At 65.9% G+C, this 17,295-nt stretch carries 15 protein-coding genes; 3 read left to right on the plus strand and 12 right to left on the minus strand.

What is annotated here, in order from left to right; translation table 11 throughout:
* Positions 1-168 precede the first annotated feature (168 nt).
* Positions 169-453 carry a DUF8011 family protein gene (locus ACFR9U_RS21365; protein WP_465262013.1) on the minus strand — a complete coding sequence of 95 codons (285 nt, stop codon included), beginning with the start codon at positions 451-453 and terminating at the stop codon, positions 169-171.
* A 309-nt stretch (positions 454-762) separates the two neighbouring features.
* Here ACFR9U_RS21365 and ACFR9U_RS06970 point away from each other — a divergent pair, with 309 nt between their 5' ends.
* Complete coding sequence (locus ACFR9U_RS06970) at positions 763-1,755, plus strand: ornithine cyclodeaminase family protein (protein WP_247379122.1); 993 nt, start codon at positions 763-765, stop codon at positions 1,753-1,755.
* Here ACFR9U_RS06970 and ACFR9U_RS06975 read toward each other — a convergent pair.
* The 10 genes from ACFR9U_RS06975 to ACFR9U_RS07020 form a co-directional block, all read right to left on the minus strand.
* Positions 1,752-1,961, minus strand: coding sequence for a DUF7535 family protein (locus ACFR9U_RS06975; RefSeq protein WP_247379120.1), 210 nt, complete (start codon positions 1,959-1,961; stop codon positions 1,752-1,754). The genes ACFR9U_RS06970 and ACFR9U_RS06975 overlap by 4 nt on opposite strands.
* Before the next feature lie 125 nt (positions 1,962-2,086).
* Complete coding sequence (locus ACFR9U_RS06980; protein WP_247379118.1) at positions 2,087-3,556, minus strand: methyl-accepting chemotaxis protein; 1,470 nt, start codon at positions 3,554-3,556, stop codon at positions 2,087-2,089.
* Between the two features lie 234 nt (positions 3,557-3,790).
* Positions 3,791-6,712 (minus strand): leucine--tRNA ligase, encoded by a 2,922-nt coding sequence (gene leuS, locus ACFR9U_RS06985; RefSeq protein WP_247379116.1) that lies wholly within the window; start codon positions 6,710-6,712, stop codon positions 3,791-3,793.
* Positions 6,713-6,872: 160 nt separating this feature from the next.
* Positions 6,873-7,280 carry a DUF7344 domain-containing protein gene (locus ACFR9U_RS06990; protein ID WP_247379114.1) on the minus strand — a complete coding sequence of 136 codons (408 nt, stop codon included), beginning with the start codon at positions 7,278-7,280 and terminating at the stop codon, positions 6,873-6,875.
* A gap of 49 nt (positions 7,281-7,329) precedes the next feature.
* A complete protein-coding gene (locus tag ACFR9U_RS06995) occupies positions 7,330-10,530 on the minus strand; it encodes a PAS domain S-box protein (RefSeq protein ID WP_247379112.1) in 3,201 nt (1,066 codons plus the stop codon).
* 169 nt (positions 10,531-10,699) lie between these two features.
* Complete coding sequence (locus tag ACFR9U_RS07000; RefSeq protein WP_247379110.1) at positions 10,700-11,128, minus strand: Hsp20/alpha crystallin family protein; 429 nt, start codon at positions 11,126-11,128, stop codon at positions 10,700-10,702.
* 91 nt (positions 11,129-11,219) lie between these two features.
* Positions 11,220-12,026: a prephenate dehydratase gene (pheA, locus tag ACFR9U_RS07005; RefSeq protein WP_247379107.1), complete on the minus strand. Its 807-nt coding sequence runs from the start codon at positions 12,024-12,026 to the stop codon at positions 11,220-11,222.
* Positions 12,027-12,073: 47 nt separating this feature from the next.
* Complete coding sequence (locus ACFR9U_RS07010; protein WP_247379105.1) at positions 12,074-12,700, minus strand: hypothetical protein; 627 nt, start codon at positions 12,698-12,700, stop codon at positions 12,074-12,076.
* Between the two features lie 204 nt (positions 12,701-12,904).
* Positions 12,905-14,329, minus strand: coding sequence for a dihydrolipoyl dehydrogenase (lpdA, locus tag ACFR9U_RS07015; protein ID WP_247379103.1), 1,425 nt, complete (start codon positions 14,327-14,329; stop codon positions 12,905-12,907).
* A gap of 43 nt (positions 14,330-14,372) precedes the next feature.
* On the minus strand, positions 14,373-14,840 hold the full coding sequence (locus tag ACFR9U_RS07020) for a hypothetical protein (protein ID WP_247379101.1): 468 nt from the start codon (positions 14,838-14,840) through the stop codon (positions 14,373-14,375).
* A 189-nt stretch (positions 14,841-15,029) separates the two neighbouring features.
* Here ACFR9U_RS07020 and ACFR9U_RS07025 point away from each other — a divergent pair, with 189 nt between their 5' ends.
* A complete protein-coding gene (locus ACFR9U_RS07025) occupies positions 15,030-15,263 on the plus strand; it encodes a YgaP family membrane protein (RefSeq protein WP_247379099.1) in 234 nt (77 codons plus the stop codon).
* A 19-nt stretch (positions 15,264-15,282) separates the two neighbouring features.
* On the opposite strand, the gene ACFR9U_RS07030 is transcribed toward ACFR9U_RS07025, so the two are convergent.
* Complete coding sequence (locus ACFR9U_RS07030; protein ID WP_247379097.1) at positions 15,283-16,077, minus strand: helix-turn-helix transcriptional regulator; 795 nt, start codon at positions 16,075-16,077, stop codon at positions 15,283-15,285.
* Between the two features lie 229 nt (positions 16,078-16,306).
* Here ACFR9U_RS07030 and ACFR9U_RS07035 point away from each other — a divergent pair, with 229 nt between their 5' ends.
* Entirely contained in the window at positions 16,307-17,293 is a 987-nt protein-coding gene (locus tag ACFR9U_RS07035; RefSeq protein ID WP_345893393.1) for a DMT family transporter, read from the plus strand.
* Positions 17,294-17,295: the final 2 nt, after the last annotated feature.

The following is a 17,295-nucleotide window of genomic DNA, read 5'->3' on the forward strand; positions in this document are numbered from 1 at the left end:
CGCGGATGCTGGTGGTCAGTACAGAGCGTACAGTCAGCGCAGCGGCTTCGTTTCTTTCTGATACCTCCCGTTGAATCAGCTGGTCAGTGTGAGTGCTTCGGTACCGACCGGACGTCTCGGCAAATCACCGGGGTACGTCGGATAACGGTCAAAATAGATCCCTCTCGTCTAGTCCAGTATCAATTCCGAAACGAGGAGAATGAGTAAGATGGCGGCAATACTGAGGGCTAGTAAGCGCAGTACTCCTGCTGAACGTTGACGTTCCGGAGGCAGAGACTCGGCGAACCCAATGAAAGCAAACGCAATACCCTGAAAGAGCAAGTTAGGAGGACCAGCGAGTAGTCTACCAATATACACCCACCCGAGAAGGGAGATGAACGATACAAACAAGAAGACGAACCCCTTCCTTCGTCCATCTGGCTCACGGAACAGTACCCGTCGGTATATCTCCATAGTTGCAAGTGACGATCTAACTAAATAACCAGTTTGGATGACTGAAAAGCAGGCGACGGTATCTCTCCCCTGAACTGACCGATTCTGCCGACTTTCTCTGACACCGGTGTCGTGCGAAATATGCAAATACAATGAGCAAGCATCCGTGCGAGCGCAGCGAGCACGGTTCACTCCAGACGAGCGTAGCGAGTCTGGAGCAGTTTTAGTCCAGGTTTTGCGACCGAGTGGTGCCCGCAGGGCGCTCTTTGAGCGCCCGAGGACACCCGAGGGAGTAAAAAGTGGTAAGGCCGGCGCGCGACATTTGCCGCCATGGAGACGCTGTTGTTGAACCCGGCTGCTGTCGAAGAGGCCACGCAGTTGCCGGCCGTCGTATCCGCCGTCGAAGACGCCTTCGCCGCCTACGCCAGCGGCGACGCGCAGATGCCCGCCAAATCCTACATCGACCTGCCCCAGTACGACGGGGATTTCCGGTCGATGCCGGCCTACATCCAGAGCGACGACTGGGACGGTGCCGGAATCAAGTGGGTCAACTCGCACCCGAACAACCCCGAGGAGCACGGCCTGCCGACCGTGATGGGGACGATGATCTACTCCGACCCCGAGACGGCAGTGCCCCTGGCGATCCTCGACGGGACGACGCTGACGATGAAGCGGACGGGCGCGGCCGCCGCCGTCGCGACGAAGCACCTCGCCGTCGCGGACGCGACCTCGCTGGGCCTCGTCGGCGCCGGCGTGCAGGCCCATTCGCAACTGGAGGCCATCGCCACGGTCCGGGACATCGAGACCGTCGTCGTGGCCGACCAGGACGCGGACGCCGTCGACCGGTTCGTCGCGGAGTACGGCGACGACTTCGACGTTCGCGAGGGGTCGATCGCCGACGCCGTCGGCTGCGACGTGGTTTCGACGACCACCCCGGTCGAAGACCCGATCGTTCCCCGCGACGCCGTCGGCGAGCACACCCACGTCAACGCGATGGGGGCCGACGCCGAGGACAAACACGAACTCGCAGACGAGATTCTGCTGGACGCGAAACTCGTCATCGACGACCACGCCCAGTGTACGCACTCGGGCGAGATCAACGTCCCCTACGCCGCGGGCGTGCTGACCGACGACGACATCCACGGCGCGCTCGGCGACGTGGTCGTCGGCGACATCGCGGGGCGGACCGACGCCGACGGCGTCACCGTCTTCGACAGCACCGGATTGGCGATCCAGGACGTCGCCAGCGCGCACGTCGTCTACGAGTACGCACAGGACAACGACGTCGGGACCGCGATGGAACTCGTCGGGACGGACCTCTAACCGGTCTGGCGGCTCAGGAACTCGATTACCTTCGAGACCAGCCAGAACAGCGCGAAGAATGGTAACAGTGGCAACACGACGATGAGCAGCAACAGGAACATTCCCCAGCCGACGACGTCCATTTCGAGGTCGGGGCGGCCGAGATAGGAGGGCGTCACTGTCCGCAGTCGCTCGCGGGGGGAGTCGCTGGGCTCCTCGCTGCTCATACCTGGATAGTCCACGGACGGACGAATAAGCGCCTGTTCCACTCGCCTAGGAGTGGTTCCCTCACTGTTGCGGGATACTTAGCGACCGTGCGTGCCGACCGTGAACCCGACGGGTCGCAGCGGGATCACTGCCGGAGGTCGTTGAGTGCCTGATTGATCTCGGCGATGTTGGTCGTCTGTTGCTCGTTCGCCGCGGCGATCTCGTCGATCTCCTCGGAGACGTTCTCGGCTTTGACCACTGCCTGATCCGCCATGCTGGCGATCTCTTCGGTCGTCGCGGCCTGGTCGTCGGTCGCGTCGGCGACCTGCTCGATCCCCCGCGCGGCCTCGGTGATCGTGTCGACGATCTCGTCCAAGCGGTCCATCGTCTCCTCGACCTGCTCGATGCCGGTCGCCACCTGTTCGGTCATCTCCTGGAGACTGTCGACCGTCTCGTCCGTATCGGCCTGGATCTCCTGGACCATCGACTCGATCTCGCTGGCGTTGTCCTGTGACTCGGTCGCGAGTTGTTTGACCTCGTCGGCGACGACGGCGAACCCTTCGCCGGCTTCCCCGGCGCGGGCGGCCTCGATGGAGGCGTTCAGCGCCAGGATGTTCGTCTGCTCGGCGATGTCGTTGATCACTTCGACGATCGCGTCGATCTCGTCGATCCGGTTCTGCAGACCGTCGACTTCGGCCGTGACCGCGTCCGCGGACTCGTTGACGTCGTCCATCACCTCGATGGCCTCTCTGCCGGCTTCGCGGCCCTCGTCTGCCAGCTCCGAGGCGCGGGAACTCGTCGAGGCGACTTCCTCTGACGTGGAGGCGATCTCCTCGACGGTCGCGCTCAGACTACCGATCTCCTCGGAGACCGTCTGGACGTCCTGTGACTGTTCGGCCGCCAGGTCGCTGATCTCCTGTGCGCTGTTCGCGACGTTCTCGGCCGACGTCTTGAGTTCCTCACTCTGGCTCCCGATGTTCGCGACGGTGTTCTCGAGTTGTTCGGCCATGTCGTTGACTGCGCCGACGACCTGCAGGATCTCGTCGTCGAGGTACGAGTCCTCGTCGATCGACGCGCGCGCGCTCAGGTCCCCGGCAGCCATCTGTTCCATCGTCCCGGTGAGCTCCGTGACGAGCCCTTCGAGCTGGGCGTGCTCTTCGACCTCTTCGGTCCGATCTTCGACCATCTCGACCACGCCCACGAGGTCACCGTCTTCGTACAGCGGCGCCGCGGTGAACCTGATGTGGCGCTCGATCCCCGCGCCGCTAAGCATCGTACTCGTGTCCCCGTACAGCGTGTAGTCCACGTCGTCGATCTGGGGGACGTCGTACTCCTCGTCGGCGCTCTCCGGCGCGTCGAGCACTTTGTCGGCGAGCGTCTTCCCGCGTCGCCCGTCGTGATAGAAGGCTTGACTCGCCATCTCCATCGATTTCGCTTCCGCTTCCGAGTGCCCTGTCAACTCCTCAATCGCCGTGTTCCAGATGACGATGTCGTGATTCGTGTCGAGAATGAACACCGCCACGTCGAGGTGGTTGAGTATCGGTCGAAACGAGAGCGAAAACGCTGCCTCTGTGTCGTCTGTCCCTGCCGTGTGTCCGTCTGTGTGTGCAGTCATGTGTGATCCGCTCCTGTGCCGTCCGCGTCCGACTCACCGCTCGGTACGCTACCTGCCTACCAACGGCACGCCATTAGCTCCCAATAGTCGTTGTGTTGAGACGTATCCATATAAACCATCGTATTGTTTATACCAGTTCATACGGCGTGGAAAATTGGGAGAAGTGCACACAACAAACGAGTTGTTTCGTTTCGAGGGGGAAATCGTGGTGACGGCTCACACGCAGGCGGTCCGTTACGCCAGGTGGATCGCGGGCCGGAAGGGAACGGCGTTGTCGGCCTTGCCCTCCGGGTCTTCGACATCGGCGGCGTCCTCGGCGTACAGTTCGACGTCGGCGTCGAACTCGCGTTCGAGGAACGCCTCGGCCTCGGCGTAGACTGCCTGTTCGTCGATGTCCGCGAGCGCCTGGAGTTCCGCCTCGCTCCGCTCGCGGACGACCTCGACCAGATCCTGCACGAGGTCGTTGACGGCGTCGCCTTTCTCGCGAAGTTCTTCGTCCTGCATGACCTCGCCCATGACCTGGCCGACGTTGGTGCCGGTCTCGCGGACGGTGTCGAACACGTCGTGCTTCCAGTCGGCGGCGGTGTACACCCGGATGGTCTCGGGGTCAGTCCCCGTCACGTCGATGATGTCGTGGACGTCGTCGGTCAGCCGCTCGATGAGCTGTTCTTCGCGTTCGGTGCGCTCGCTCTCGAACTCGGGATCGACCTCGGGCCACGCGGCCTCCTCGGCGGGTTCGCCGGTCAGCTGCTCGTGGAGTTCGTTTGCCATGAACGGCACGAACGGGGAGAGCAGCCGTAGCCGCGTCTGCAGGACTTCCCGGAGCGTCCACTTCGCACCGGGCCGGGAGAGGTCGGCACGGCGGCGGTACCACTTGAGGTGTTCCTCGAAGTTGTAGTAGATCGTCTGGCTCGCCGTGCGGGTCTCGAACCCTTCCATGGCCTCGGTGGCGTCCCGGATCGTGCCCTGGAGCTTCGAGAGCAGCCAGCGGTCGATGTGTTCGAGGTCCGGCCGCGCCTCTTCGTCGATCGCCACGTCGGTCGTTTCCTCTCCTTCGACTTCCAGCGTGATCTCGACCATCTCCTCGACGTCGTAGTCGATGACCTCCTGTGAGCGCGACCAGAACCGTTCGAGCTGGTCGCGCGTCGAGGAGACCGCGTCGGCCCGCCAGTCGTAGTCCTGCCACGGCTCGGCGGAGTTGAGCAGGAAAAAGCGCACGGTGTCCGCGCCGAAGCGCTCGATGGCCTCGCCGGGGAGCACCACGTGGCCCTTCGAGGAGGACATCTTCTGGCCCTCCAGCAGGCCCATGCCCATGATGGTGATCCCCTCCGGCCAGTTGTCGGGATCGAACAGTTCGGCGTGGTGGAACAGGAAGAAGGTCAGGTGGTTCTGGATGAGGTCGTTGGCCGAACAGCGGAAGTCGACCGGGTACCAGTGGTCCCACTCCTCGCGGAGTTCGAGCGCCCGCTCGTCGGCGTCCTCGACGGCGTCTTCGCCGTAGAACAGCGCGTCGAAGAACGCTGGCGTGAGGTCCTCGGCGGGAATGTCCTGCAGCCGGTGGGCGATGGTGTAGTACGCCATGTAGATCGTCGAGTCGCTGAGAGGCTCGATGACGAAGTCCTCGTCCCACGGCAGTCGGGTGCCCAGCCCGTAGTTGCGGATGCAGGGCCACTCGTTGAGCCAGTCGATGGTGTGGTCGTACTGCTCGCGCGTGTTCTCCGGGATGGCCTCAAGGTTCGCGACGGCCTCGTGGGCCTTCGCCTTCCAGTCTTCGTCGTTGTAACGGAGGAACCACGTGTCCTGTTTGGCGACCTCGACGTCGCCGCCGCAGCGACAGACGACTTCCTCGGTGAACTCGTGCATCTCGTCGAACTCGCCCGAGCCCTGGTAGTGGGCGCGGAACTCGTCGCGAACGTTCTCGACGGTCATGCCCGCGAACTCGCCGTAGTCGTCGTGCATCACGCCGCTGTGGAACTCGTCCTGGTAGAGGTCCGCCGTCACGTCCTCCAGTTCGGGGTCGTCGGAAGATTCGATGCCGGCCTCCTCGACCGCGGACTTCGCCGGAACGTCTCCGTAGCCTTCGATGTCGAGGATCGGAATCGGCTCGATGGCCTCGACGTCGGCCGGGTCGACGCCGTACTGCTCCATGCGCTCGTCGTCGGCTTTCGCTTCCTGGAGCGCCATGTAGTCGTCCGGCGAGTGGGCCGGCACGGACATGACGACGCCCGTGGCGTTCTCGGTGTCGACGAAGGTTGCCGGCAGAACGATGACTTCGTCGCCGGTGATCGGGTTCGTGACCGTCTTCCCGACGAGTTCGTCGCCCGTGAGCGTGTCGGTGACCTCGACCTCGCGGTCCTGCAGGCGGAGCTTCTCGACGGCCGCCTCGGAGACGACCCATTCTTCCTCGTCCACCTGCGCGCGGACGTACTCGCCCTCGGGGTGGACGTAGGCGTTCGTGACGCCCCGAACGGTTTCGGGACGGAGCGTCGCCATGGGCGCGATGACCGCTTCGCCGTCGAGTTCGGCCTGGAACTTGACGAGGGTGTACTCCTGAAACTCGGCTTCCTCGCCCTCCAGGAGGTCGTGTGTGGTGACCGGGTTCTCCTCTTCGGTACAGAACTTGACGGGGTGGAGCCCGCGTTCGAGAAGCCCCCGCTCTTTGAGCGTCTCGTACTGCCAGGTGATGAACTTCGAGTAGCGCTCGTCGTTGGTCGTGAACTCCCGGCGCCAGTCGACCGAGAGCCCGAGCTGTTTCATCCCGCTCTTGTAGTGGTTCTCGATGAAGTAGCGGGCGTAGCCCATCGGCGTCTCCAGGTCTTCGAGCGTGTCCTTGGGGACGTTGTAGGTGTCCTGGAGGACAGAGAGCTGGTCTTCTTCGCCTTTCTTCAGGCGCTCGACGGCGCCGATGATCGGCGTGCCGGTGACGTGCCAGGCGATCGGAAAGAGAACGTTGTCGCCCTGCAGTCGCCGGTAGCGAGCGTAGACGTCGGGAACGGTGTACGTCCGGCAGTGGCCGATGTGCATCCCGCCGCTGGGATACGGATACGGCACGGTGATGAAGGTCGCATCCTCGTCGGAGGGGTCGGCCTCGTATCGCCCCTCGTCGGCCCACCGCTGGCGCCACGCTGCCTCTATCTCGTGAGGCTCGTAATCCATACGTACCGGTTCTGGCCTGACTGCCTAAAATATCTCCCATCCCGGCACGCCCGCCGTGCTGCGTCGTGCGGCGCTCACCGATCGCTCGCCCCCACGCGAGCGACCCGTGGTCGCACCGATCTCCCCACGCCGGAGCTCGTGGCGGGCGCCCCTGAATCGCTCACTCGCCGCCCGTGTCCGAACTCGACGGCATCCAGGACAGTTCCGTCGGCAGTGACTGGCCGGCCCTGGTGGTCGTCACCCGATCTCGCTCGTCCGGGTCCTGCCAGGCGACGAGGCCGGCGTCGACCAGTTTCGGCAGGTGGGCGTGATACAGCGACGTTGCGACGCGCTGCCGGTCCGCGGCGGTGACCGTTTCGCCGCCGCTCCGCTCGGCGGTCGCGACGTGTTTCGCCAGTTCGTCGACTGCCACGTCCTCCTCGGTGGCTCGCAGGTACGCGAGACTCCGGCGCCGGCGGGCGTGTGCCAGCGCCTCGAACAGGTCGTCCCGCGACGCGCCGTCACGCTGTAACCGTGCCGTTCCTCCGACTGCATCGCTGCAACTCCGAATCCCCCCATTCTCAGACATTACAAGTACAGATTTGTCGGCTACTCCCATAGTTTAGTTGGCTAAAGAATTAACCCTGGTTCTCCCTGCCGACGTCGTCGAGGATCGCGCCGACCAGTTTCCGCTCTGCGAGGCGGAGGTGTTTGTGGAACGTCGGTGGAGAGACGCTCAGGGTGTCCGCGAGCTCTTCGCCCGTGCTTCCGCGCGGCCAGTCGAAGTACTCCGCGTAGTAGGCGATCTCGAGGGCCGCCTGCTGTCGGTCCGTGAGTCGCTCGGTCAGTGCCTCGCGGAACTGGTGGTGGGTCTGGACCGACTGTTCCGTCTCGCGCTGGGAGACGAGCGTGACGTGGTCGAACCGCTCTCGGAACCGCGCCAGCAGCTCGTGGACGTCACTCCCGCTCGGGAACTCGAAGGTGATCGTCGCAGTCCCGTCACTGGCCGACGCCTCCGTGATGGTGCCGCCGTGGTCCGACACCATCTCGAGCATCGGGGGCGACGGCGGTTCCAGTTCGATGACGCAGACGTCGTCGTACTCGCTGACGATCCGCAGGTTCTCGACGTACGAGAACTCGGCGGCGACGGCCCGGATCTCCTCGGCGGTGGCCCCGTCGACGGTGACGTAGTACAGGAGCGCGTCGTCGGACCGGTACACGCCGCCCTCGAACGTGAGGGTGCAGTCGATCCGCTCGGAGAGCGCGAAGAGGAACGTGTCGTCGTCGCGGAACTCGACGGTGACCGCCGTCGTCCGCTCGGTCAACAGCGCCCGCTTGGCCTGGAGCCCGCTGATCGCGTGGCCGATCGTCTCGCCCAGCTCCGCGAGGACGGCCTGTTCCATCTCGCCGAAACTGAACGGCTCGTCGGCGTACACCGAGAGCACGCCGTACAGCGTGTCCTCGTAGACGATCGGGATCGACGCGATCGACTGGAAGTCGTAACTGTCGACTGCGTCGCGAACCTGCTCGAACACTGGATCTGCCCGGACGTTCTGGCAGACCTGTATCTCGCGCGTCCGGTAGGCACGGCCGGCCGGCCCCTGCCCGGCCGGCGACTCGTCGGTCCGGACGGTGATCTCCTCTAAGTAGCCGTCGTCCCGGCCGGCCGTCGCCGTCGGCGTGATCGTCCGGTCGGTCTGCTGTTCGCGCCCGATCCAGGCGAACCGGTACGTGTCGGCCGCTGCCAGCCGTTCGCAGACGGCCGCCTCGATCTCGTCCCTGCTGGAGGCACTCACCAGCGCCTGGTCGATGTCGCGGATGACCGCGTTGATGCGGTTGAGCCGCTCTAACCGCTCGTTCTGTTCTTTGAGCGTCCGCTCGCGTTCTTTCTGCTCGGAGATGTCGCGCCCGACGCCGGCGAACCCGAACAGGTCGCCGTCCTCGTCGACGATCGGCGCAGCGCTGAACTCGTAGGGAATCTCCGTGCCGTCCTTGGTCACCATGCGCGTCTCCCGCCGCTCGACGGACCCCTCGGTGACGTCCTCGATGGCGTTCCAGATCATCTCGTGGTCCTCCTCGGGAATGAAATCGAGCACGTGTTTCCCCGCGAGTTCCCCGTCGTCGTAGCCGCTGACCTCGGCGCCGCGGTCGTTCCAGCGGATGAACCGACCGTGATCGTCGAACGCGTACACGAGGTCGGGAATCGAGTTGTGGACCGCGTCCGTGAACGCCCGCTCGGTTTCGAGTTCGCGCTCGCGCTCGCGGTGTTCGGTGATGTCGCTGAACACGCCGACCACGCGGTCTAACTCGCCGTCGGGGCCGTGGACCGGTGCGGCGTTGCCGAGGGCCCAGCGCGTCTCCCCGCTGGGCTGGACGACGCCGCACTCGTAGTCGAACACCGGCTCGCCGGTGTCGACGACCCGTCTGGACGGGAGGTGATCCGTCGGGATCGGCTCACCGTCGGCGTCGACCAGCGTACTCGAGAGGTCGTCGCAGTCCCGGCCGGTCAGTTCGGCCTGCCCCACGCCGAGAATCGTCTCGGCGCGGTCGTTCGTGCGCAGTATCTCCCCGTCCGGGGAGTGGACGACGATTCCGATGGGCGCCGTCCGCAGCAGGTGTTCGTTCAGGTCGCGCTCGCGTCGGAGTTCGGTTCGCCGATGCACCTCGTCGGTAACGTCTCGCGTCGTGCCGACCAGCAGTTCCACGGCTCCGTCGAGTTCGACCGTCGAGAGCCGAACGTCGACGATCATCTCCTCGCCAGCGGAGTCGGTCATCGTCACCTGCAGCCGCCCGTCGCGTCTCTCGCCCGCCAGCAGGTCGTCGACGAGTTCGAGGAACGCCCGTTGGTCGTCGTCGTCGTCGACCATCCGGCGAGTGATCGTCTCGACCGAGGTGCCGACGAACTCCTCGTGGGCGACGTCGAGTGCGTCCTTGATCCGGTGACTGATGTAGGAAAACCGCCCGTTGGAATCGATCGTGTACGCGATGTCGCGCGCGTTCTCGACGATCGCTCTGTATCGCTTGCGCTCGCGCTCGTGCCGGCGGCGCTCCGTCACGTCGTAGAACAGTTCGACGTGGCCGCCGGCGAACTGCCCGCCCGTGATCGGTCGGCGCCGGCGTTCGAGGACTCGCTCCCGGCGGCCCGTCCCGGGCTCGACCCGACACTCGAACGTCGCGGCGTCCTCGTCCGCCGTCAGCATCGCGTCGGTGAACGCCGTCGGCTCGGCCACCGCGTCACGGAACTCCTCCTCGACGAGTCGGCGCCTGTCCGCGCCGAGGAGGCGCTCGCGAGCGACGTCGAAGTAGGCGGCGGCAGACTCGTTCGCCCAGCGAAGTGCGTCCGACTCGTCGAACAGGAACACCCCGACGTCTCCGTTGCTCCCCAGCACGTCGTCGAGCACGGCCGCGTAGTCGTTCGTCGCAGGTTGCGGGTCGCCCGTGCGCGGGTGGACTACGCCGAGGCTGTTCCAGCCGCTCTCGTCGCCGGCCAGCGCCGTGAGGTGGACGGTACACGCCAGCGGGTCCGCGTCGGGTCGACCGAGCGTCACTGCGAGGTCCGTGTCGGTCAGCGGGCCGCTCTGTCTCAGCTTGCCGACCGCGACCCGGTACCGATCGGCGTCGCTCTCGTCGATCACTGTCGAGACGTGCTCCCCCAGCAACGCCTCGCGGTCCCTCCCTGCGAGATCGGTGAACGCGTCGTTGACGTCGACGAACCGTCCGCTCGAATCGAGTTGGTAGCGCGCCCGCTCGCTCCCAGCAGGACGCCTCCCCGTGATTCCTGTCTCGACGCTGGCCTGAGTTGACTTCTCTGGCGACCCCATCTCCACCTCTCTCGTCATCTTATTCCACCTCTTGTGGCTCCGACAATAAATATCTGTCAATGAATGCCATAGTATGGCGCGGCAACACGTCCGGTGTCTCGTTCTCGTCCGACGGCGCTCCGGGGGCCCGCGCTCACCGGACGATCGTCGGGGACGGCCAGCACGGTCTCGCGGGCGTGCCGGCCGATCAGCTCAACGGGATGTTGGTGCTGTCGCTGCGTTCGACTTTCGGCAGGTGGATCGTGAGCATCCCGTTGTCGAAGTCGGCTGTGGCGTCGGCCTCGGCGACGTCGTCGGGCAGCGGGATCGTTCGGCTGAGCGATTGCTCCTGGCGCTCGCGACGGATGTAGTGACGGTCTTGCTCGTCCGTTTCGGTTTCCGTTTCGGAGGTTCGGCTGGCGTCGATGCGGACCGTCTGTGCGTCGGGCAGGGTCACCTGGATGTCGTCGCTCTCGAAGCTCGGCACGTCCGCAGTGACCTCGAAGGCGTCGCCGGTGTCCGCAACGTCGATCGCGATCGAGCCCCCCATCTCCGTCCCGGGCTCGAACTCACCGAACTGGTTGCTGAGTTGGTCGAACATCCGCTCGATCTCGGTAAAGGGGTTCTGTCTGTTCATGGAGCCTCACGGGATACCGTCCCGTCACAGTGTACCACGGGAACGCTAAAATGCTGTCCGTAGGTGGCGTTCTCGACAGGTCTCCGCGCGATCAGTTCAGGACGTGCTCCGTGTCGTACGACCCGAGGCGGCGGACCCACCCGTTCTCGGCGATGGACTCGACGTCGGCGAGCGCCTCTTTCGTGCGCGCTTCGTAGAGGCCGGCCGCGATGTCGATGTGGAAGACGTAGTCGCCGAGGCGCTCGCCGCTGGGACGGGACTCGACGCGCGTCATGTTGATGTCGCGGTCGGCGAACGGCTCGAGCATTTCGAGCAGGAGCCCCGGATAGTCCGCGTTCGGGTAGACGATGAGCGAGGTCTTCCCGCCGGCGTCCGAGCGCTCGTCGGCGGGCGCGACGACGACGAACCGCGTCGCGTTCGAGGCCTGGTCCTGGATGTCCTCGGCGAGGATCTGGAGGTCCTCGCCCGCCGTGTCGGGGTGGCCGATCGCGGCGACGGCGGGATCGTCTCGCGCGCGCTCGACGCCGCGAGCGGTCGAGGCGACCGCCTCCAGGTCCACGTCGGGATACTCCGCTTCGAGGTAGCCGCGACACTGCGCCAGCGCCTGGGCGTGGCTGGCGACCAGCTCGAACCCCTCGTTCTGGGCCAGCAGCGCGTGGCGGATCGGCGTGATGAGTTCCTTGACGACGGCCACGTCGTACTCGGCGAAGGCGTCGAGCGACTCCGTGACGCTCCCTTCGATGCTGTTCTCGACGGGAACGACGCCGCGGTCGTACTCCCCGTCGGCGACTGCTTCGACGATGGCCGTCACCGATTCGGTGAACGCCACGTCGTCGGACACGGCCGTGGCCGCCCGGTGGGAGTAGGTCCCCGCCGGGCCGAGCGTGAGTGTCTCCATGCGTTCCGGTAACTCTCCAGTGACTGAAAAACGCCGCGGTGTCGCCGCTACGCCGACAGCGCGACGAGCCGCCGTCGCAGGTACTGCCCGACGAGCAAGAGCCCGAGACAGCCGACGAAGGACAGCCCGGCGAGTTCGGCGACGGACAGCCCCAGCCCCGAGTCGACGAACGGGTTGATGCCGTTCATCGCCGCGACGTAGCTCGCGATCGCCTCGCCGCCCGCCAGGCCGAGGGCGAAGTAACACAGCGTGATGGCGATTGCCATGCCGCCGGTGCCGAAGCCGAGATAGGAGGCGAAGTCCTCGACGTTGAGGACGGTCCGGGCCTGCGGTTCCGACAGCGGGTAGTGCCGGATGCGAAAGAGGGCGGCCCCGATCAGGAGCGCCGCCGCGAACAGTTCGACGCCGGCCCCGACCAGTCCCAGCACGATGACCTTCGGCGAGGCCAGCGTCGGATTGGTCGCCGGCAGATACGACGCCACGGTCTCGGGAAAGAGGACGTACAGCGGGGCGAGCAGTGCGAGTCCCGCCAGAAGCACGCTCTGCCAGGTCAACTTCGTCGGCACCGGCTGGGCGAAATACGTCGGCCGCTGGAGCCGAAGTCGCTCGTAAGCCGAGCCTGAGAGGATTGCGTCCGTGATCCGGTCGTCGTCCGTGGTCGTGTCCTGGGCCATGCTGGTACACCCTCGCGGTGCGTATTCCGACCTTTCCAAATTAAGGCTATATTTCTTTTGATTCCTGGGGCAGATCCCGGGTTCTGATTGTAATTTTTACGTACCAGTTGCGTTTAGCTGAAAACGTCTCTCCCTGGATGTCGTCACACTGGCGAGAAGTGCTGGGTCGTCCGCTGGGGCTCGTGGGTGACGGACCTGCTGGGGTTAGCGGTTCAGCGTGTGGACCGCCTCGCCACGGGCGTTCGCGGCGGCTTCCATGACGGCTTCCGAGAGCGTGGGGTGCGTGTGGATCGTCCCGACCACGTCTTCGAGGGTCGCGCCCATCTCGATGGCCAGGCCCACCTCGGCGACGAGTTCGGAGGCCTCGGGGGCGACGATCTGGGCCCCGAGGACGAACTCGCTGTCGGCGTCGGCGACGATTCTGACGAACCCGTCGGTCTCGTCCATCGTGAGCGCGCGGCCGCTGGCGCGCAACGGGAACGTCCCGACGAGCGGCTCGAACCCGGCGTCCTCGGCCTCGGCTTCGGTCATGCCGACGGTGCCGATCTCGGGGTCGGTGAACACCGCGGCGGGGATCGCCTGGTGGTCCAGCGCGGCGGGTTCGCCGGCGATGACCTCGGCGGCGACGTGTCCCTCGGCCATGGCGGTGTGAGCGAGCATCGGCTCGCCGGCCACGTCGCCGATGGCGAAAATGTGCTCCTGGTCGGTCCGCGCGCGGTCGTCGGTCGGGACGAAGCCGTTTCCGTCGGTCTCGACGCCCGCGGCGTCGAGGCCGAGCGCGTCGGTGACGGGCTGGCGACCGACGGCGACGAGCGCCTTCTCGGCGTCGAACTCCGAGCGGCTCCCCTCCTCGGTCTCGGTGACGACCGTGATGCCGTCGTCGGACTCGGTCCACTCGGCGGCGGCCTGGCCGAAGTGGAAGTCGATCCCCAGTTCCTCGGCGCGCTTGCGGACGACGCGCGTGACGTCGGCCTCGTAGCCCGGCAGGGCCTGGTCGAGCGCCTCGACGACGGTGACGTCGCTCCCGGCCTTGGCGAACACCGTCGCGAGTTCCATCCCGATGTAGCCCGCGCCGACGACGACCAGACTCGACGGGACCCGGTCCATCGCCAGGGCCTCCTTCGAGGAGAGGACGTGCTCGCCGTCGAACTCGAAGCCGGGGAGTTCGATCGGGCGGCTCCCCGTGGCGACGATGGCGTGCTCGAACTCGACGGATTCAGAGCCCTGGCCCTCGCCGCCGTGGGCGATGCGCGCCGTGTGCTCGTCGGCGAACTCCGCCCGTCCCTCCATGAGAGTGACGCCGTTGCCCTTGCAGAGTTTCTCGACGCCGCTGGTGAGCTGGTCGACGACCTGGTCCTTCCAGGCGACCATCCCGGCCATGTCGATGGCGGGGTCCGCGTGGATGCCCATGTGCTCGCCCTCGCGGACGCGCTGGGCGAGATCGGTCGCGGAGATGAGCGCCTTCGAGGGGATGCAGCCGTGATTCAGACAGGTGCCCCCGAAGGCGTCCTTTTCGACGAGCGTGACGTCCAGATCGAGCTGTGCGGCGCGGATGGCGGCGACGTACCCGCCCGGCCCCGCGCCGACGACGAGTACGTCCGTTCCAGTTGCGATGTCGCCGACGACCATACGCGAGCCAATCGACCGCCGGGGGTTTGAGTGTGCGGGTTGGTCACTCTGCCGCCGGCTGCCCCGTCGGATTCGCCGCGTCCGACCGGGCACGCATCCGGACGATCCCCACAGCGACGGCGTAGAGGACGACTGTCAGGACGCCGGTCGCAGCGAGTGCGAACGAGATGGCGCTGAAGAGCCCAAATAGATAGTCAATGGATCTCGGTATTGGGAGCGGGGCGCTGAACAGCAGTGCAGCCAGGAACCACACGCCGGACGCCACCGCGACGGTCGCGTTCTCCCGCAGGATGGGTTCGGATTCGATCGGTTGCCCGTCATCGGCGAGCGAATCGGCGAGCGTGAGCGCGCGAACGACGACGTACAGCAGCGCCATGACGACGCCGGCGATTCTGAGCCCCAGCGCGACGCCGCTCTGGGCGATCGCAGCCAGGACACTCCAGAACAGCAGCACGACTGCGGCGGGAACGCTCTCCTCGACGAGTCGACGCGCGTCCAGTGGGGAGGGCATGCCAGATACTTTCATGACAATGGTGTAAACAGTACCGGTCCCATTCGAACGCACGCTGCGTTTGTGCCTCACGTGGGACACAGTCGGCTCTGACCAGTGGCCACTCGTCGTAACCTCGCACTCTCACGAGGTGAGAACGGCAGACAGCTTTACCTTTCGGGCACGCTATCATGTTCACGAGGGACAATTATGGACAAGAACGTGGGTGGTTACGATCGCATCGCACGGCTCGTCGCCGGACCGATACTCCTGGCGCTGGGAATCGCGGCTCTGGCCGGGATGGTGACGCTGGCTGAGGGCACGACGGGCACGGCGCTGGCGGCGATCGCCGCGCTGATCGGCGTCGTGTTCCTCGGCACGGCGCTCACCCAGAAGTGCCCGCTCAACTCGCTGCTGGGCATCGACACCTGTCCGGTCAGGTAAGCGCCGACGCGGTCGCTTCTCACTCGCTCAGATCGGCAACGCCCAGCGGCGTCGCGTCGCTCCGGTACTGCTCGTAGATCTCGGTGGCCCAGTCGTGGACCGTCTGGTCCTCCGAGACCAGCACCGCCTGGAGCACGTTGTCGTCGTTGCGGACGAACAGGTGCACGGCGTCGTCGGTGATCGAAACGGCGAGCGGCACGTCGTCGGCCGCGACGCGAACGGACGCCTCGGGGGCGACGAGGACGTCGCGGAGCTGCCGCCGAAGCGTCGGGTCCGCGGTGATGGCGTCGATGCCCTCCTGCGAGAGGACGCCCTCGAACCGCTGGTTGCCGTCGACTGTAGCTTCGTGGACGGCCGAGAGGTTCTGCTCGTTCAGGGTGTGGGAGACGATCCTGACGTGGTCGTCCGCCGCGAGCAACTCCGCGGATCGCTGCGCCGGCGCGTTCGGCTTCGTTCGCGTGGGGGCGGTGATCTCCGCGTCGTGGAGGTGGTCGAGGTCGAACGTGATCTCGTCGGTCGGCAGCCACTCGACCACGTCCCGTAACTTCCGCTCGGTCTCCATCGTCTCCCAGAGGTCCGTGATGCCGGACGCGACCAGACGGCCCGTCGCCGTCGCCTCGTAGCGGTTCCCGGTCTGCTCGATCCAGTTGCGCTCCTCGAAGTCCCCGAGAATCCGACTCAGCGTCGGCTGTGACGCGTCGGTCACGGCCGCCAGCTCGCCCCGCGTCAGCGGCTCCTGGCTCACCGCTGCCAGCACCTCGATCCGGTTTTCCGACAGCGCGAGGAACTCGATCTCTTCGAGCGCGGCGTCCATGTCTCCCGATTCGTCCCCCGCTCATCAAAGGCGTTTCGCGTCGTGAATTTGTTTCACGTCACAAAAGTCGGCCACGCCGTACCGGTGTTGTCCCCCATGAAATGTTTTCTAAATTATCTTATCAGGGACGACGGCGGAGTTCCTGATACGCAATGTTCACTGATATTTCGTCGCCGTTCGGGCTCTCGGACGGCACTCGGTTCGAGCCGACTGCGGGGGTGGCTCCCCGATCGTGACGCGACTGCGGACGCTCGCCTTCTTCCTCCTGGCGAGTGTGTTTTTCGGCGGCACGTACGTCGCTGTCAAGGCTGGCGGGGCGTACTTCCCGCCGCTCCTGTTCGTCGCCATTCGCTACGACGTGGCGGCGGTCCTGCTTTTGGGCTTCGTGGCGTTGACGACTGCTCCCGCTGACCGCTACCCCAGGTCCCGACGGGACGTGGCTGGCGTACTCGCGACGGCCGTCTTCGCCATCGGGCTGACCAACGCGCTGCTGTTCGTGGGCCAGCAGTCCACGACCAGCGCTGTCGGATCGATCCTGTTCGGTCTCGCGCCGATCCTCACGCCCGTGTTCGCCGCGCTCCTGCTGGCTGACGAGGGGCTTTCGCGCCGCGGCGCAGCCGGGACGGTCCTGGGTCTGGTCGGCGTCGCACTGGTCGTCGGATTCGATCCGGCGATGCTGGTTGGCAGCGGCAGCCAGGGAATGGTGCTCATGCTTGGCGGGGCGGTCAGCTCGGCGCTGGGGGCAGTACTGATCCGCCGTGCCGACGCCTCGCTGTCCAGCGTCGTCCAGACCGCCTGGGCGCTGCCGGTGAGTGCGGGCATGCTCCACGCCGGGAGCGCGCTCGCCGGTGAGTCGTTCGGCGCGGTCGTCTGGTCGCTCCCCGCCCTCGTCGCGCTGGGGTACCTCAGCGTGTTTGCGGGCGCCGTCGCCTACATCGCGTACTTCGGCCTGCTGGCCGAGGTCGGAGCCATCCAGTCGAGCCTGGTGTTCTACGTCAGCCCCGTCTTCGCCACGCTCGGCGGGTGGGCGGTACTGGGCGAGTCCATCTCGACGATGACCGTCGCGGGCTTCGGCGTGGTCGTCGTCGGCTTCGCCGTCATCGGGTTCGAGACGCTCCGGGACGTGGTCGCTCCGCACCTCCCGTCTCGGTCGCGCTCCCAGCGCTCGGAGTCTCCGACGTCTTCGGCGACCCGGTACGGATCAGAAGGGGATTGACG

The organism is Halorientalis brevis (genome assembly GCF_042678165.1).
In the GTDB taxonomy this organism is placed as follows: Archaea; Halobacteriota; Halobacteria; order Halobacteriales; family Haloarculaceae; genus Halorientalis; species Halorientalis brevis.

Excerpts from the sequence above, each read along its gene's own strand:
- lpdA (WP_247379103.1), bottom strand. The coding sequence starts at position 14,329 with ATGGTCGTCGGCGACATCGCAACTGGAACGGACGTACTCGTCGTCGGC.
- pheA (WP_247379107.1), bottom strand. The coding sequence starts at position 12,026 with ATGGAGACACTCACGCTCGGCCCGGCGGGGACCTACTCCCACCGGGCG.
- ACFR9U_RS07000 (WP_247379110.1), bottom strand. The coding sequence starts at position 11,128 with ATGAACAGACAGAACCCCTTTACCGAGATCGAGCGGATGTTCGACCAA.
- leuS (WP_247379116.1), bottom strand. The coding sequence starts at position 6,712 with ATGGATTACGAGCCTCACGAGATAGAGGCAGCGTGGCGCCAGCGGTGG.
- ACFR9U_RS07020 (WP_247379101.1), bottom strand. The coding sequence starts at position 14,840 with ATGCCCTCCCCACTGGACGCGCGTCGACTCGTCGAGGAGAGCGTTCCC.
- ACFR9U_RS06970 (WP_247379122.1), top strand. The coding sequence starts at position 763 with ATGGAGACGCTGTTGTTGAACCCGGCTGCTGTCGAAGAGGCCACGCAG.
- ACFR9U_RS06990 (WP_247379114.1), bottom strand. The coding sequence starts at position 7,280 with ATGTCTGAGAATGGGGGGATTCGGAGTTGCAGCGATGCAGTCGGAGGA.
- ACFR9U_RS07025 (WP_247379099.1), top strand. The coding sequence starts at position 15,030 with ATGGACAAGAACGTGGGTGGTTACGATCGCATCGCACGGCTCGTCGCC.
- ACFR9U_RS07010 (WP_247379105.1), bottom strand. The coding sequence starts at position 12,700 with ATGGCCCAGGACACGACCACGGACGACGACCGGATCACGGACGCAATC.
- ACFR9U_RS07030 (WP_247379097.1), bottom strand. The coding sequence starts at position 16,077 with ATGGACGCCGCGCTCGAAGAGATCGAGTTCCTCGCGCTGTCGGAAAAC.
- ACFR9U_RS06995 (WP_247379112.1), bottom strand. The coding sequence starts at position 10,530 with ATGACGAGAGAGGTGGAGATGGGGTCGCCAGAGAAGTCAACTCAGGCC.
- ACFR9U_RS21365 (WP_465262013.1), bottom strand. The coding sequence starts at position 453 with ATGGAGATATACCGACGGGTACTGTTCCGTGAGCCAGATGGACGAAGG.
- ACFR9U_RS06975 (WP_247379120.1), bottom strand. The coding sequence starts at position 1,961 with ATGAGCAGCGAGGAGCCCAGCGACTCCCCCCGCGAGCGACTGCGGACA.
- ACFR9U_RS06980 (WP_247379118.1), bottom strand. The coding sequence starts at position 3,556 with ATGACTGCACACACAGACGGACACACGGCAGGGACAGACGACACAGAG.